The organism is Oxalobacteraceae bacterium OTU3CINTB1 (genome assembly GCA_024123955.1).
Lineage (GTDB): Bacteria > Pseudomonadota > Gammaproteobacteria > Burkholderiales > Burkholderiaceae_D > Rugamonas.
On the sequence record CP099652.1, the window covers coordinates 1,550,850 to 1,565,266 of the forward strand.

General features: G+C 67.3%; 15 protein-coding genes. 1 reads left to right on the plus strand and 14 read right to left on the minus strand.

Annotation, left to right across the window (positions count from 1 at the left end; all coding sequences use genetic code 11):
• Position 1: 1 nt before the first annotated feature.
• From NHH73_06670 to NHH73_06735, 14 genes are all read right to left on the minus strand, one after another.
• On the minus strand, positions 2-1,078 hold the full coding sequence (locus tag NHH73_06670) for a tetratricopeptide repeat protein (protein USX27959.1): 1,077 nt from the start codon (positions 1,076-1,078) through the stop codon (positions 2-4).
• Complete coding sequence (locus NHH73_06675) at positions 1,078-2,013, minus strand: type II secretion system F family protein (protein USX27960.1); 936 nt, start codon at positions 2,011-2,013, stop codon at positions 1,078-1,080. The genes NHH73_06670 and NHH73_06675 overlap by 1 nt, the downstream gene beginning before the upstream one ends.
• 9 nt (positions 2,014-2,022) lie before the next feature.
• Positions 2,023-2,997: a type II secretion system F family protein gene (locus tag NHH73_06680; GenBank protein USX27961.1), complete on the minus strand. Its 975-nt coding sequence runs from the start codon at positions 2,995-2,997 to the stop codon at positions 2,023-2,025.
• A gap of 8 nt (positions 2,998-3,005) precedes the next feature.
• Entirely contained in the window at positions 3,006-4,358 is a 1,353-nt protein-coding gene (locus NHH73_06685) for a CpaF family protein (GenBank protein ID USX27962.1), read from the minus strand.
• Between the two features lie 31 nt (positions 4,359-4,389).
• Positions 4,390-5,562: an AAA family ATPase gene (locus NHH73_06690; GenBank protein ID USX27963.1), complete on the minus strand. Its 1,173-nt coding sequence runs from the start codon at positions 5,560-5,562 to the stop codon at positions 4,390-4,392.
• Between the two features lie 35 nt (positions 5,563-5,597).
• Positions 5,598-5,891 carry a hypothetical protein gene (locus NHH73_06695; GenBank protein USX27964.1) on the minus strand — a complete coding sequence of 98 codons (294 nt, stop codon included), beginning with the start codon at positions 5,889-5,891 and terminating at the stop codon, positions 5,598-5,600.
• Positions 5,892-5,899: 8 nt separating this feature from the next.
• Positions 5,900-7,453 (minus strand): type II and III secretion system protein family protein, encoded by a 1,554-nt coding sequence (locus NHH73_06700; GenBank protein ID USX27965.1) that lies wholly within the window; start codon positions 7,451-7,453, stop codon positions 5,900-5,902.
• A gap of 32 nt (positions 7,454-7,485) precedes the next feature.
• Positions 7,486-8,340 carry a Flp pilus assembly protein CpaB gene (cpaB, locus tag NHH73_06705; protein USX27966.1) on the minus strand — a complete coding sequence of 285 codons (855 nt, stop codon included), beginning with the start codon at positions 8,338-8,340 and terminating at the stop codon, positions 7,486-7,488.
• A gap of 56 nt (positions 8,341-8,396) precedes the next feature.
• Positions 8,397-9,770 (minus strand): ATP-binding protein, encoded by a 1,374-nt coding sequence (locus NHH73_06710; protein USX27967.1) that lies wholly within the window; start codon positions 9,768-9,770, stop codon positions 8,397-8,399.
• 128 nt (positions 9,771-9,898) lie between these two features.
• A complete protein-coding gene (locus NHH73_06715) occupies positions 9,899-10,474 on the minus strand; it encodes a prepilin peptidase (GenBank protein ID USX27968.1) in 576 nt (191 codons plus the stop codon).
• A gap of 113 nt (positions 10,475-10,587) precedes the next feature.
• A complete protein-coding gene (locus NHH73_06720; GenBank protein ID USX27969.1) occupies positions 10,588-10,764 on the minus strand; it encodes a Flp family type IVb pilin in 177 nt (58 codons plus the stop codon).
• Positions 10,765-10,831: 67 nt separating this feature from the next.
• The gene (locus tag NHH73_06725) at positions 10,832-11,149 is read right to left on the minus strand and encodes a hypothetical protein (protein ID USX27970.1); all 318 of its coding nucleotides are present in this window, start codon (positions 11,147-11,149) and stop codon (positions 10,832-10,834) included.
• A gap of 40 nt (positions 11,150-11,189) precedes the next feature.
• Complete coding sequence (locus NHH73_06730) at positions 11,190-11,864, minus strand: response regulator transcription factor (GenBank protein USX27971.1); 675 nt, start codon at positions 11,862-11,864, stop codon at positions 11,190-11,192.
• 14 nt (positions 11,865-11,878) lie between these two features.
• Complete coding sequence (locus NHH73_06735; protein USX27972.1) at positions 11,879-13,552, minus strand: histidine kinase; 1,674 nt, start codon at positions 13,550-13,552, stop codon at positions 11,879-11,881.
• 379 nt (positions 13,553-13,931) lie between these two features.
• On the opposite strand from NHH73_06735, the gene NHH73_06740 reads away from it, so the two are divergent.
• Complete coding sequence (locus NHH73_06740; GenBank protein USX27973.1) at positions 13,932-14,411, plus strand: pilus assembly protein; 480 nt, start codon at positions 13,932-13,934, stop codon at positions 14,409-14,411.
• Positions 14,412-14,417 lie beyond the last annotated feature (6 nt).

Sequence of the window (14,417 nt, forward strand, 5' to 3'; positions counted from 1 at the left end):
GTTACTCCTGATTGAAATGGGGGGCGGCGGTGCTGTTCATTGTCAACAGCGCGGCGTCGGGCAAGCGTTTTGAGGTAGCGGTTCTGGCGACTTGGGCGGTGCGCGTGGGGCGCGCCCGTGCCGGCTCGACGTGGTCACGGCCCAGCACCAGGCGCAGCGCCAGGCCGCCGGGCAGGGCGCGCGCCGGCAGCAGCCGGGCGCGGCCCTTGAGCGCCGCGCGAACCAGGTCGGCGCGGTCGCGCTGGCCGGGAAGATATTCGATGATGGTGTCGCGCTGATGGTGGCCACGTTGGTTGACGATGTCGACCCCGGCCGCCATGCCGAGCGCGCCGCTGGCCGTCAGCAGGCGCCGGGTGCGCTCGCCCAACCCGCGCGTGCCGTTGCCGTTGACAATTTGGATGTCGCCGGCGTCATCGTGCGGGTTAGCTACGGCGGAGGCCGGGGACGACGGCACCGTGGCCGATGTGGCGGCGACCGCCTGCAAGCTGAATTCGTTTGGCGCCAATGGCACCAGTTGCCAGCGCGCGCGTGCCGGGCCGTCGGCCGCGACCGATTCGGCCGGGGCCGGCGTTGCAGCTTCCGTGGCGGCGGGCAGTGTCGCGTTGGCCGTCGTCGGCGTCAGGCGCGCCAGGTTGGCGCGGGCCTGCGCGTGCAGCGGATCGATCCGCAGCGCCTGTTCGATGGCCGCGCGCGCCGGCCCGGTGCGGCCTTGCAGAAAGTACAAGTAGCCCAGATTGTTCAGCGGCTGGGCTTCCCGGGGAAAGTCCGCCACCAGCTGGCGCAGCAGGTCAACGGCCTCCGCCTGCCGGCCTTGACCGGCCAGCAGCACGGCGCGGGCGTTGCGGGCGTCAAGCCGGTCGGGACGCAGCGCGATCGCTTGGGAGAAGGCGTCGTCGGCGGCGGCAAGCTCGCCGCGCTGTTGATGGAAACGCCCCAGGCGGTACAGTGCGTCGGCTTCGTCACCACCGTGTTCGACGCGCATCAGTGGCGCCACCGTCCAGTGCGGCCGGGTCGGCGCGGCGCCGCAGCCTGCCAGCAAGGCGCCCAATGCCAGCAACGGTAGCAGCCGCGCGGCCATCAGTTGCTTCCCGTCAGCGACGGTATCAGGTTGCGGTAGATGTTCAGTATCGCCGGCCCCAGCAGCACTACGAACAGGCTCGGAAAAATGAAGAAGATCAGCGGGAACAGCAGCTTGAGCGAAATCTTGGCGGCCTGCTCCTCGGCGCGCTGGCGCCTCTTGGTGCGCAGCAGTTCGGACTGCACGCGCAGCGAATCGGCGATGCTGGTGCCGAAGCGGTCGGCCTGGATCAGCAGCGTCACCAGCGCCTCGACGTCCTCGACGCCGGTGCGCAGCGCCAGGTTGCGGAGCGCCTTTTCCTTGGCGCTGCCGGCGCGCAGCTCCAGGGTCACCAGTTGCAGCTCCTCGGCCAGCACCAGGCTTTTGAGGCCGATCTCGTTGGCCACGCGCGCCAGCGCCGCGTCCATTGCCAGGCCGGCCTCGACGCACACCGTCATCAGGTCGAGCGCGTCGGGGAAGCTTTCGAAGATGTCGCGCTGGCGTTTTTTCAGCACGTGGTTGAGCACGACGTTGGGCAGGTAGTAGCCCAGCCCGGCGGCCGAGACCAGCCACACCATTTTGAAGTCGCCGGGGCCGGAGGCGCGGCTGCTCAGGTACAGGAACACCAGCAGCGGCAAGGCAACGACCAAGCCGGTCTTGCCGGCGTAGAACAGACCGGGGGTCGACGGCGTGCGCCAGCCGGCGTTGATGAAGCGGGTGCGCACCGGCGAGTTTTCCCAGCCTTCGGCCGGCACCGACAGCTTGGCCAGCGGCGCGGCCAGATTGATGGCCGTCTCCAGCCAGCGCGCGCCGCGGCGGGTGACCTGGCTGCGTTCCTGCAGCGCCTCGAGCCGGTCCTTGACCGGGTTGGCCGTCAGCAGGCGCACCGCCAGCAGCACGCCGCCGAAGACGAATACGAACAGCACGGCCAGGAACAGGATCTGGATCAGCGTCATCAAAGCTCCTCAGACCCGGATATGGGTGATTTTGCGGATGGCCAAGACGCCGATGAGCATCATACCGGCGGCGCCGTAGAGCATCTTGCGCCCGAGCGGATCGGTGAACAAGGGATCGAGCCCGCCGGGGTTGGCCAAGGTGGCCAGGCCGCCGACGGCGAACGGCAACAGGCCCAGCACCCAGGCCGACATGCGGCCCTCGGCCGACATCACGCGCACCTGGCCGAGCAGCTTCAAGCGGTCGCGGATGATGGCGCTGATCGAGCTCAGCAGGTCGGTCAGGTTGCCGCCCGTCTCGCGCTGGATCAGCACGGCGATGACGAAGTAGCGCAGGTCGGTGCTGGGCACGCGCGTGGCCAGGTTCATCAGCGCGTCCGGCATCGCCACGCCGAAGTTGACTTCGTCGAAGACGACGCGGAACTCGGCGCCGACGACGTCGTGCATCTCCTCGCCGACCATCTTGAGCGCGGTCGGAAAGGCGTGGCCGGCGCGCATGGCGCGGCTCATCATGTCGAGCGCCTCGGGCAGCAGGCGCTCGATGGTGGTGATGCGCAGCCGGCGCGCGCGCATCGCCTCGAGCACCGGCAGCCAGCCGCACAGGCCGGCGAGCACCAGGCGCCCCACCCACGGCAGGCCCATGCTGGAGAACACGATGAAGCCGATCAGCGCGCAGCCGCCCATCAGCGCGCACAGCTGGGCGGTGCTCATGGTGCGCCCGGCCTGCAGCAGCAGGCGGTCGAGCTTTGCGATGCCCGGCACTGCCGCCAGCAGGCGGTTGAGCGACGCATCGCGGCTGTAAGTGCGCTCCTTGGTGATCGATACGGCCAGCTCGGTGCCGCTGTCGCCGATGGCCGCGCGCAGGCGCCGCGCGACGCGCTCGGCCTCGGGGCTGCGGGTCTTGTTCCAGCCGGTGAACACGCCCCACACCAGCAGGCCGACGGCACCGAACACGAGCGCGCCGAACAGGATCAGACGAAGGTCCATGGCGGGTCCTATTTGGTCACCGGATCGAAGGCGGTGGCCGATACGGCCACGCCGAAGTTGCGCAGGCGCTCGATGAAGCGCGGGCGCACGCCGCTGGCGGTGTGGTGCCCGTGCACCGCGCCGTCGTCGGCCAGGCCGGTCTGCTTGAAGGTAAAGATCTCCTGCATCGTGATCATCTCGCCCTCCATGCCGGTGACCTCCTGGATCGACATGACCTTGCGCTTGCCGTCGGTCATGCGTGAGACCTGCACCACCACGCCAACGGCGCTGCTGATCTGTTGGCGCATGGCCTTGGTCGGCAGGTTGGCCGCCGCCATGCTGATCATGTTTTCCAGGCGTGTCAGGGCGTCGCGCGGGGTGTTGGCGTGGATGGTCGCCATCGAGCCTTCGTGGCCGGTGTTCATGGCGCCGAGCATGTCGAGCGCCTCGGCGCCGCGCACCTCGCCCAGGATGATGCGGTCGGGCCGCATGCGCAGCGCGTTACGCACCAGCGCGCGCTGGCTGACCTCGCCCTTGCCCTCGATGTTGGGCGGACGCGTTTCCAGGCGCACGACGTGCGGCTGCTGCAGTTGCAGCTCGGCCGCGTCTTCCACCGTGACGATGCGCTCGGTGCGGCCGATGAAGCCGGAGATCACGTTGAGCATGGTTGTCTTGCCCGAGCCGGTGCCGCCGGAGATCAGGATGTTGACCTTGGCCTTGCCCAGCCCCTGCAACACCTCGGCCATGTCGGCCGTCATGCTGCCGTAGGCGACCAGGTCGGCCAGGCGCAGCGGGTCGGCCGAAAAGCGCCGGATCGACATGATCGGGCCGTCGATGGCCAGCGGCGGGATGATGGCGTTGACGCGCGAGCCGTCCGGCAGGCGGGCGTCGACCATCGGACTCGATTCGTCGATGCGCCGGCCCACCCGCGAGACGATCTTGTCGATGATCTTCATCAGATGGGCGTCGTCGCTGAAGGTGACGTCGGTCAGCTCGAGCTTGCCGCGCCGCTCGACGTAGATCTGGCGGTGGGTATTGACCAGGATGTCCGACACCGTCGGGTCTTCCAGCAGCGGCTCGAGCGGACCGAAGCCGAGCATCTCGTTCTGGATGTCGCGCGTGAGCGTCTTGCGCTCGGCGTCGTTGATGACGACGGCGTCCTCCTCGAGCAGCTTTTCGACCAGGTTGCGCAGTTCGATGCGGATCTGGTCCTGGCTCAGTCGCTGCATGCTTTCGAGGTCGACCCGGTCGAGCAGCTGCGCGTGCAGGCGCTGCTTGAGCTTTTGGTAGGCGCGGTTGTCGATGGCGACGGCGCGCTGGCCGGCCACGCGGGTTTCGCCGCTTTCGAGCCGTTCGCGCAGGGAGATGGGAGGTGTGGACATGGTCGTTTAGCCTTGGTGAGGGGGCGCGCCGTCAGGCTTTGCGCGCACGCAGTTTGGACAGCCAGCCGCCGCCCTGCTGCTCGGGCGCGGCCTCGCCGCTGAGCTTGCGCGACAGTTCGACCAGCGCCACGCTCAGCGGACTGGCCGGCGCCAGCTGGATCACCGGCACGCCCTGGTTGACCGAGCGGGCGGCGGCGTCGTAGTGGTTCGGCATGGTGATGCTGACATCGGTGTCGAATGCGCCTTCGAGGTCCTTGAGCTTGATTTCGCCGCCCTTGTCGTGGCGGTTGACGATGACGCTGATCTTGTCCTTGCCGTATTCGAGCGAGCGGAACACGTTGAGCATGCGCTTGCCGTCGCGAATGTAGGGCAGGGTCGTTTGCAGCACCGGATAGATCTGGTCTGCGTGGTCGAGCGCGCGGATGGTCACCGCGTCGAGGCTGCGGCCGACGTCGAGCAGCACGAAGTCGTAGTGGCGCCGCGCCAGCTTGAGGATGGCGTCGATGTGGTCGGGCTTGACGTCGTTGGCGTGGGTCGGGTCCGACGGCGCGGCCAGCACGCCGTAGTTGGGCGTGACGTTGAGCATGCTCGAGGCCAGGAACGACGGGTCGAGCCGGTGGATCTGCTGGGCCACGTCGCTCAGGGTCGCCAGCGGCTTGTGGTCGGAGACGAACAGCGATGCGTCGCCGAACTGCAGGTTCATGTCGATCAGCGCGACCTTGTATTTGCCGCTGGCCGCCAGCGCGTAGCCGAGGTTGGTGGCCAGGAAGGTGGCGCCGCTGCCGCCCTTGCACGAGATGAAGGCGAACACCTTGCCGTTGGCCTGGCTGCGGCGCTCGAGCTTTTCGCCGATGCGTTCGATGGCCGTGTTCAGGGTGGCGCTGGTGGCCGGCGACGGCAGCACCTCGCGTACGCCGGCGCGCATGGCCTGCATCAGGAACTCGGGGTCGCGCGCTTCGCACAGGGCCACGCAGGCGATGCGCGGATGCTGCGCCGAGAAGCGCTCGAGCAGCTCGAGGTCGCCGTCATCGACCGACGGGCGGTCGATCACCAGCACGTCCGGCAACTGTTCGTCGCCCAGCATCGACAGGCGCGCCACGCCGCCGCCAAGATGGTCGACCTCGTCGGAGGGCGAGCGCGCGCGCAGCATGCGCATCACGTCGGCCAGGTGCCGCTCATCGCGGGAAATGACAGCTATCTTCAATTTGGTTCCTGCTCGCTGGTGGGTGGGTCGGCCGGTTACCTGATGCCGGAACCGATGGTGGGGCCGCTTTGCTGCAAGTCCTGCGTCGTAAAGGAACGCTGGTAGTTCTCGTAGGCCGCCGCCGCCGCTTTCGCGTCGAGGCCGTTGACGGGGCGGCGGTCGTTGGCGGCGCCCGGGTCGAGCGTTTGCTGGGCCACGGCGGTCCGCACGCTGGCGCCAAACTGGCGGTCGATGTTGGGTGCGTTGGCGCAGGCCGACAGCGCGCCGGCGGCCGTTAGGGCCAGCAGACGGGCGCCGGCGCGGCGCAGCGAAGTTGGGTTCAGTGGCATGGGGCGTCCTATTTCACGTCGAAGCCGGCAGGGCCGGGCTGTGCTGGCTGGGCCGGCGGCGCGCCGCCTTCGAGCTTGCCCCGCAAGAAGAAGTCGGCGCGGCTCGGTTCGCTGTAGCCATCGGTCGGCAGTTTGGGGTTGGGCGGCAGCGGCTTGGCCAGGTGCGGCGTGACGATGAACACCAGTTCGGTGCGGTCGCTCTGGAAATCGCTGCTGCGGAACAGCGCGCCCAGCACGGGAATCTCGCCCAGTCCCGGGAAGGCCTTGATGTTGGTGGTGACGTTGTTCTTGATCAGGCCGCCGATAGCGAAGCTCTGGCCGTCGTACAGCTGCACCGTGGTGCTGGCGCGGCGCGTGGTGAACGACGGCAGCACGGCGGTGGAGGCGCTGTTGCCGCTGGTGATGCCGACGCCTTCGCGGTTCAGCTCGGACACCTCTGGCGAGACCTTCAGGTTGATGCGCCCGCCCTCGAGCACGGTCGGAGTGAACCTGACGGCCACCCCGTATTCCTTTTCCTCGAGCGTGATGGTGGGGACGCCGGTGCCGCTGTTCTGCGATACCGGAATAAAGATCTTGCCCCCGGCCAGGAAGCTGGCCTCCTGGCCGCTGATGGCCATGACGGTCGGCTCGGCCAGGATCTTGACCAGGCCGTCGCTCTTTTGCGCGTCGAAGGTGAGGAACTTGCCGTTCTTGCCGTTGAAGGCGTCGAGCTTGCCGGGATTGCCGCTGAGCAGATTGCTCAGCAGGGTGTAGGTCCAGCTGCCGCTGTTGCCCACCAGGCCGACGCTGGCGCCGAGCTGGTCGACCAGGCTTTTGGAGATCTCGGCGATGCGCACCTCCAGCATCACCTGTTGTGGCGCCGCCACGGCCAGCATATTGATCACGCGCCCGCCGGCGCCGCCCGGTGAGGCCGCGGATGTCGCGCTGGCGCCCGGCGTGGCCGCCGACAGCAGCGAGGCCGGATCGGCGCCGCCCGCCGCCGGCGCGGCCGCAGCAGGCGCAACGGCACCCGCGCCGGAACGGCTGTTGCGCTGCAAATAGGCGCCGGCCACCGACACGATCTGGGCCGCCTTGACTGAGTCGCTGACCACGCCCGACAGGATCAGCGCGCCGCCGGAGACGGTGATGCGGATGTCTTTCTCGGTCGGGAACAGTTGGTCGAACTGCTGGCGCAACGCGGTGCTGTCGAGGCCGACGACGATGTCGATGATGGTGGCCTGGTTGGCCTTGTTCCACAGGATCAGGTTGGTCGAACCGGTCGATTTACCCAGCAAATACACTTCGCTCGGATTGAGCAGGATCACGTCGGCCACCTTGGCGTCGCCGACGGCCAGCCGCGCCACCGGATAGGGCAGGTGCATCAGGGTCGACTTGCCTTCGGACAAGGTCATCAGCGCGGCCAGTTCGGTGCCGCGCGCGGCGGTGAGGGCGGGGGCGGAAGCGATGGGCGCGGGGGCCGCGTTCGCTAGTGCCGGCAGCGCGCACAGCACGGCCAGGGCGGCGCACGCCAGCAGCGGGAGACGGGAGGGCGCCGGCCGGGCCGCGCGCGTGGTTGCAGTCATCAAGGCTATCTCTCTGGTGAGGGCTGTATCGTTTAGAACTGCTGGGAACTGCGGTCGAGGCCTTTGATCATTTCCACCTTGTCGCCGGCCGGCGCGGGCCGCGGCGCGGCCGGTCGTGGCGCAGCGGCTGCCGGGGCCGGTGCCGGCGCTGGCGCGTGCGCCACCGGCTGTGGTTTGCCCTCGTCGAGCAGGCTGCTCTTGGTGGCGCCCTCGGTGTTGGCCGACAGCGGATCGATCTGGTTGCGCAGCACCAGCGACAGGGTGCCGACGCTGCGCGCCAGGTCGAGCTTTTCAACCTGCTCCGGCGTCAGCTCCAACGTCACGGCGTTGACCACCTTGGGCTTGGTGTCGTCGCGGTTCGATTCCTGCGCGATGGCCAGCACCAGGATGCGTTCGAGCACGATCTTGGAGATCGCCTGTTCGCGCGCGCCGTTGTCGCCGCCGCTGTCGCTCTGGGTGTTGACCAGGATGTCAACGAAGTTGCCCGGCAGCGCGAAGCCGGCCACGCCGACCACGTCGTTGACGCGCACCGTCATGGCGCGCTTGCCGGCCGCCACCACGGCCGACAGGCCGCCGCTGGTGCCGGCCGGGGCCAGCTTGCTTTCCATCAGCGGCTCGCCGCGCAGGATGTTGGTGCGCGTGATGCGGCCTTCGAGCGACTTGGCGTCGACGATGGCGCCGGGCGGCATCGAGTTCACCGGCCAGTCGACCATGTGGATCAGTTCGGGCGCGACGCGGGTGCCCATGCCGATGTCGATCAGCGCCACGGCGACCTTGTTGCTGTTGCTGGCCGACTGGCCGGCGATCCACTGCGCGGCCAGCACCACCGCCGCCAGCGCCATCACCAGCGCCACCGCTATCATCGTCAAGGCCCGCGTATTTCTCATGCTGTGCTTTCGTGGTGTGATTCGTCGTTGTTGCGTGCCGGGCGTCCTGCCGCCGGCTAGGCCGGTGGCGACTGGTCGCGCCGGTCGCGTTCTTTTTTCTGCTGTTCGTTGACCCGGCGCGCGCCGGCGCCGGCGAAGTAGTTGTTCCACGCCCAGTCGAGCGCGCGCCGGTCGACGCGCGCGGGCGTGCCCTCATAGCGGGCCAGGTCGCGCACCTGACGGATCAGGTCGCGCGGATAGCAGGCCAGCAGCGGGGTGTCTTCTTTCGCGTGGTGTTCGCTGAGCAGGTAGGCAAAGGCGTCGGCATCGAACTCCATGCCGTATTGCGTGCACGCCTGTCTGAAAAGCAGCTCATATTCCGCCTGGGTTTGGGGCGGCACTTCGATCTTGTAGGCCAGCCGGCGCAGAAAGGCACCGTCGGATAATCGCTCTGGCAAGAAGTTCGAGGAGAATACCACGACCACATCAAAAGGCACCTGAAAAATGTGGCCTGTATGCAACGAAAGATAATCGACGCCACGATCCATCGGCACGATCCAGCGGTTCATCAGCTCCAGCGGCGAGCAGCGCTGGCGCCCCAGGTCGTCGATGATGAAGATGCCGTTGTTGGCCTTGAGATGCGGCGGCGCCTGGTACAGGCGGGTGTTGGGGTCGAAGCGCAGGTCCAGCATTTCGAGCGTGAGCTCGCCGCCGGTGAGGGCGGCCGGACGCTGCACGCCGCGCACCCAGCGCGCGTCGAGCTGGCGCAGCAGCTCGCCGCCCTCGGCCGGCTCGGCGGGCTGTTCGCCGGCGGCCGCGCGGTGCTGGACCGGGTCGTAGAACGGCACCACCTCGCCATCGATCATGATGGCGTGGGGCACGGCGATGACGCCGTGCAGCAGGCTGCACAGGCGCTCGGCCAGGAACGTTTTGCCGCTGCCGGCCAGGCCGTAGATGAACATCGCGCGGCCCGAGTTCATCGCCGCGCCCATCTGGTCGAGCACGGCCTGGTTGGCGACTACGTCGTGAAAGCCGGCGCGCACATGCTCGCGCGTGACGTGCAGGTGGCGCACGCTTTGCGCGGCCACCTGGGCCACGTAGGCGGCCAGGGTGACCGGCGCCGGGCCGGCGTAGGCGTTTCGGTTGAGGCAGGCGACGGCGCGCTGGGCGCCCGCTTCGGTGAGGTTGTAGGTGAGGTCGGCGTCGGTGCCGCTGTGGCCGCTGCGCGTGACCTCGACCAGTTTTTCGGTCTTCAGGAACGTCACCAGCGGCGTGATGGCGCTGATGCTCAGTTTCAAGTGGCTAGCCAGTTCGGGCAGCCGCACTTGTCCGCGCTGGAACAGGACCTTGGCCACCAGTTCGGTCAGGAACAGGAAAGGCAGTCCAGTTTCCTCGATGCTGCGTGGCGCGCGGGCGTTGGCCGGCGCGTCGCGCTCGGCTGTGGCGGCCATGAGGTCCGGCTCGGCGTGCATGAAATCCTTGAAGTGATACGGATATGAAGATTGTCGGCAGATAATTGACCTAGGTCAACATCATGCGTTGTTCATGTGTCTCTCGTGGCGAAAAAAAGACACACTTCTCAGGAAAACAACGCTTGCCCGTTCACAGCGCCCCACGCCAGGTAGGGCAGGGTGCCGGCGGCGATGGCAATCGCGTACGGCAGGCGGCCGCTGGCCTCGGCCGGCGCCTCGATCTTGAGTTGCTCGCCGCCGAGTCGGCGCATGAACGCGTACACGCCCATTTGATAGGTGTTGCGCATCATGGCGCGCAAGCGCCCGTTCCAGGCCGCCACCGCCAGCGCTAGCACGCCCCCGGCCAGCAGGGTCAGCAGCACGATGACAACGCTCGGCCATGGGCCGGCAAAGGCTCCCACCATCGCCATCAGCTTGACGTCGCCGGCGCCGAGCGCGCGCATGGCGTACATCGGCAGCAGCAGCGCCAGTCCCGTCGCCAGCCCGGCCAGCGACCAGGCGAAGCCGATGCCGCCCTGCGGCGCGGCGAACAGCCCGGCGCCGTCCGGGTACAGGCAGTTGAGCGCGATACCCAGCACGGCGCCGCCGAACACCAGCGTGTTGGGGATGCGGCGCGCGCGCAGGTCGTTCCACACGGCCAGCGCCAGCAGGAGGGAGAGCAGGATCAGGGGCAGCTTGTTCATGACGCTTTCAACCGGAAAAGGGCAGGTGCTGCGATAGTAGCGCGGTGTGTTGGCTCCGGGCAAAAAAAAGACCGGCGCGGGGCCGGTCCGTTGTTGCTTGTGCTTGCGACGATTTATGGCACTGCGGTGCCGCCCAGTGCGGTGATCACGGCGTTGAACTTGGTTTTCAGCGCAGGGCCCATGGCGGTGGCGGCGGCGCCGGCGACGACGGCGATGCCGGCGGCGATCAGAGCGTATTCGATGGCGGTGACACCGGCTTCGTCATTGATGAAATTTTTGATGGCGTTCATGGTCGTTCCTTCGATGTATGTATGTGAGATTGCGAAATGGTATTACGGCATTCCACTAAAACGGGGGTCAGGTTTTAGGTCCTAAGACTGCTAGCAGCGTAATGATGACCACCACTGCAACGAGCGCGCCGATCAATGCATATTCGATCAGGCTGGCGCCGCCGGCGTCGCCGATGAACCGGCCGATGTCGCGTCCCCTGCCTTTTGATCCTTGCATCCCGCACTCCTGTTGGTCGTTCCTGGCTGATTTCCTCTCAGCTGTTTCAAGTTCGCTGCTGATGTAATGAATTCTACGGAAGCCCATCTTGATCCACATCAGACGGATGTCACTTTGTCGGGGGAGGATTGTCACGATGTGCGCCGGCCGCGCCGTGACAAATGTCACGGCGGCGGCTGTTGGCGCGGTGTTGCGGGGAGGAGGGCGCCTAGGAGGCGTTCAAGCCGTGCCGGGTGGCGTAGACGTACAGTTCCAGGCGGTTGGCCACGCCGAGCTTTTGGTAGATCGTGGTCAGGTTGTTGCGCAGGGTCGGCTCGGCGATGAACAGCCTGGCGGCCAGCTCCTTGTTGGGCGCGCCGTTGCTGTCGGCGACGACGGCGACGATCTTGCGCTCCTTGGGCGTGAGCGTGGCGATGCGCGGGGCCTCGGGATCGGCCGGCGCCGCCGTGACCATCTTGTTGAGCAGCGCGTGGGTCAGCGCCGGGTCCAGGCACAGCTCGCCCCGATGGACTTGCCGGATCGCCGCCAGCACCACCTCGGCCGGCGCCTCCTTGCCGACCACGCCGCGCGCCCCCAGGCGCACCGCCTCGCCCAGCAGGGCCTGGTCGCGGTTGCCGCTGAGGATCAGCACGCGCGCGCCGCTGTCGGCCAGCAGCGCCGGCAGGATTTCTATCGAACTGCGGCCCTCGAGGTCGAGGTCGAGCACGATCAGGTCCGGGCGCAGGCGGCGCGCCTCCAGCAGCGCGCTGTCGTTGTTGTGGGCGGTGCCGACCAGTTGCAGTTCGGCGCCGGCGCTCTCGACCAGTTTTTCGAGGCCCCACAGCATGGTTTTGTGGTCGTCCACCAACAGCAGGCGGATCGGGGTGGCGGTGGCAGTGCTCATGAGGTAGTTCCAGGTTAGACCGGAATGGCAACGCTGACCACCGTGGCGCCGCGCGCCAGGTGTTCGATCGCTATCGTACCGCCCAGCGCGGCGGTGCGCTCGGCGATCGAACCGGGCAGGAATGGGGCCGCTGGCGGTTCCGGACTGTCGTTTTCGATGCGGATCAGCAGCTGGCCGTCGACATTGCTCAGGTCGACCAGCCCGCCGCGCGCCCGCGTGTGCTTACGGATATTGCTCATGCCTTCATTCACGATCTGGAACACCTCGGCGGCCAGGCGGTCGCTCACGCTCAGGTCGTCCGCCGCCCGCACCTCGATGGTGATGCCGTAGAAGGCGCGTACCTGTCCGGCCTGGCGGCGCAGCGCCACCAGCAGTTCGGCCTCCTGGCGCGCCGCGCCCTGGCGCACGGTTTTGGCGAAGGCGCGCATGTCGGCGATGACCTGGCCGGTCATGTCGAGCAAGCGGTCCAGTTCGGCGGCGGCCGCGTGCTCGGCCGCCAGGCTCTGGCGCACCGCACTGATGCCGTGGCGCAGGCCGATGTAGGGCTGGATGGTGCTGTCGTGCAGGTCGCGGGCGATCTTTTGCCGTTCGCGGAAGGCGGCGTCGGACGCCAGGCGGTCGAGCAGCATGATGTTTTCGATGACCGGGAACACCTGCGCCGCCAGCTGCTGCAGGAACACGGCGTCGCCACGGTTGAGGCGCTGCTGGTCCGACACCAGATAGATGCGGCCCTCGCCCTTGCGCAGCGGCAGCGGCGCGCTGACGAACGAGGCTGCGTCGAGCAGGTCGGCCAGCGGCTCGACTTCGTCCGCCCCGAGCCGCTGCCAGGCTGGCGCGCCGCTGCCGCGCTGCCCCGCCTCGAGCGTGCGCGGCAGGCGCGGGTGTAGCGCCCGCGCGTAGTGCACCAGCATGTCGGCGCCGAACGCGAGCAGCGGTGCGGCGGCCGCCTCGCCGAGCATCGACCGGGTGCCCTGGCGCGCCTGTCCGCGCGCGCTGGTCGAATGCAGGCGCCACAGCTCGTCCGGCCCGTCGCGCATCAACAGCAGGCACTGGCTGGCATGGTGGAAGTCGCGCGTCTGGTGCAGGATCGAGGCGATGGTCTGGTCGACGCCGAAGCGCGGATTGGACAGCTGGCTGACCTCGCGCAGCAGGGCCAGGCGGCGCCGCTGGATCAGGCCGAGTCCGCCCCAGTAGGCGATCATGTAGCCGAGCGCGAGCACGAAGGTGGTGCGCAACCACAGCTGGCCCTGGTTGGTGCTGTTGTTGGCCAGCCACGTCGCCACCGTCAGCGCCGCCGCCGCCGCCAGCGTGATGCGCGCGCCCTCGTCGAAACCCCACTGGAACGACGAGGTCAGGATCACGAAAAAGAAGAAGGGGTAGAAATAGCTGCTGCCGCCGCCGGTGCAGTAGATCATCAGGCAATACCAGCCGAGGTCGAGCCAGTAGACGACCTTGCCGTGCCAGAACGGATTGCCGTGGTAGCGCACGGCCACCAGCAAGGTGGCGCTGTGCAGCAGGTAGCCGACGAAGATCAGCCAGGTGAGCGCGCCCTGGCGCTCGTAGGCACCCATGTCGTCGGGCGCGATGAACAAGGTCAGCAGCGCCGAGACGGCCAGCACCAGACGCATGATGAAAATCATCGAGGCGCCGGCGACGTCGTTGTTGCGCGGTTGTGCTGCTATTTGCATGAAAGTTGTGGCTAAGCTGTCCAATGTGTGGCTCTCTAACGGCCCATGGAGCTTATACGGTTGCCCGGGAGCATTGGTTTCACTATAGTGAACATATATTAAATGATCGTCAAAATAGTTGCGCTAGCGACACGTCGGAGTCTACGCACAGAAGCATGTCCTGTCTAGCCGGATCTAGCACAGTGCGCGGGGATGATGTTGAGGAAAAACATTAAATGTCTACGCGAAACAAAATAAGCGCGCTACAATGCCTGTACCGCCACCCCGATCCAGTGGCGCCGGCGCCGGTATGCAAGCCACCGGAATCGCCTCCACCACAGTGCCGCGCCGCATGCGCTCTTGCCTGTCCCCCTGCTGTCCGCCTCACGGAAGCCTTGTTATGAATGTATCCAGATACCCGCGCGCCCGCCAGAAGGGCTCGGCAGCGGTCGAAATGGCGTTTATCGCGCCGGTGTTGTTTTTGCTGCTCATGGCCGTGTTCGAGTTCTCGATCATCTTCTTCACGACGCTGACGATGCAGTACGCCGTGCGCGAGGGCTCGCGCTACGCCATCACCGGCCAGAGCGACCGCGATCCCGCCGCCAGCAACCGCCAGCGCTACCTGGCCATCATCCAGTCGATCAAGGACAACTCGGTGGGGATGTACGATTCGGTCAACCCCGTCATCACGGTCAACAACACCACCTACGCCACCGCCAACGCCTATTCGGCGACGATGTTCGGCGGCCCGGACGACGTGGTCGTCATCCGCCTCGATTGCAGCTGGAAGATTGTCACGCCGATCATCGGCGCGATGTTCCAGGGCGGGGTGTTGCATTTTTCCGTGGCGACGACGATGCGCAACGAGACCTACCAATGAGGCGCG

What these genes read in the sequence shown, in the direction of transcription:
- NHH73_06720 (USX27969.1), bottom strand. Translation starts at nt 10,764, where the DNA reads ATGAACGCCATCAAAAATTTCATCAATGACGAAGCCGGTGTCACCGCC.
- NHH73_06710 (USX27967.1), bottom strand. Translation starts at nt 9,770, where the DNA reads ATGGCCGCCACAGCCGAGCGCGACGCGCCGGCCAACGCCCGCGCGCCA.
- NHH73_06740 (USX27973.1), top strand. Translation starts at nt 13,932, where the DNA reads ATGAATGTATCCAGATACCCGCGCGCCCGCCAGAAGGGCTCGGCAGCG.
- NHH73_06730 (USX27971.1), bottom strand. Translation starts at nt 11,864, where the DNA reads ATGAGCACTGCCACCGCCACCCCGATCCGCCTGCTGTTGGTGGACGAC.
- NHH73_06680 (USX27961.1), bottom strand. Translation starts at nt 2,997, where the DNA reads ATGGACCTTCGTCTGATCCTGTTCGGCGCGCTCGTGTTCGGTGCCGTC.
- NHH73_06700 (USX27965.1), bottom strand. Translation starts at nt 7,453, where the DNA reads ATGACTGCAACCACGCGCGCGGCCCGGCCGGCGCCCTCCCGTCTCCCG.
- NHH73_06670 (USX27959.1), bottom strand. Translation starts at nt 1,078, where the DNA reads ATGGCCGCGCGGCTGCTACCGTTGCTGGCATTGGGCGCCTTGCTGGCA.
- NHH73_06685 (USX27962.1), bottom strand. Translation starts at nt 4,358, where the DNA reads ATGTCCACACCTCCCATCTCCCTGCGCGAACGGCTCGAAAGCGGCGAA.
- NHH73_06735 (USX27972.1), bottom strand. Translation starts at nt 13,552, where the DNA reads ATGCAAATAGCAGCACAACCGCGCAACAACGACGTCGCCGGCGCCTCG.
- cpaB (USX27966.1), bottom strand. Translation starts at nt 8,340, where the DNA reads ATGAGAAATACGCGGGCCTTGACGATGATAGCGGTGGCGCTGGTGATG.
- NHH73_06675 (USX27960.1), bottom strand. Translation starts at nt 2,013, where the DNA reads ATGACGCTGATCCAGATCCTGTTCCTGGCCGTGCTGTTCGTATTCGTC.
- NHH73_06715 (USX27968.1), bottom strand. Translation starts at nt 10,474, where the DNA reads ATGAACAAGCTGCCCCTGATCCTGCTCTCCCTCCTGCTGGCGCTGGCC.
- NHH73_06695 (USX27964.1), bottom strand. Translation starts at nt 5,891, where the DNA reads ATGCCACTGAACCCAACTTCGCTGCGCCGCGCCGGCGCCCGTCTGCTG.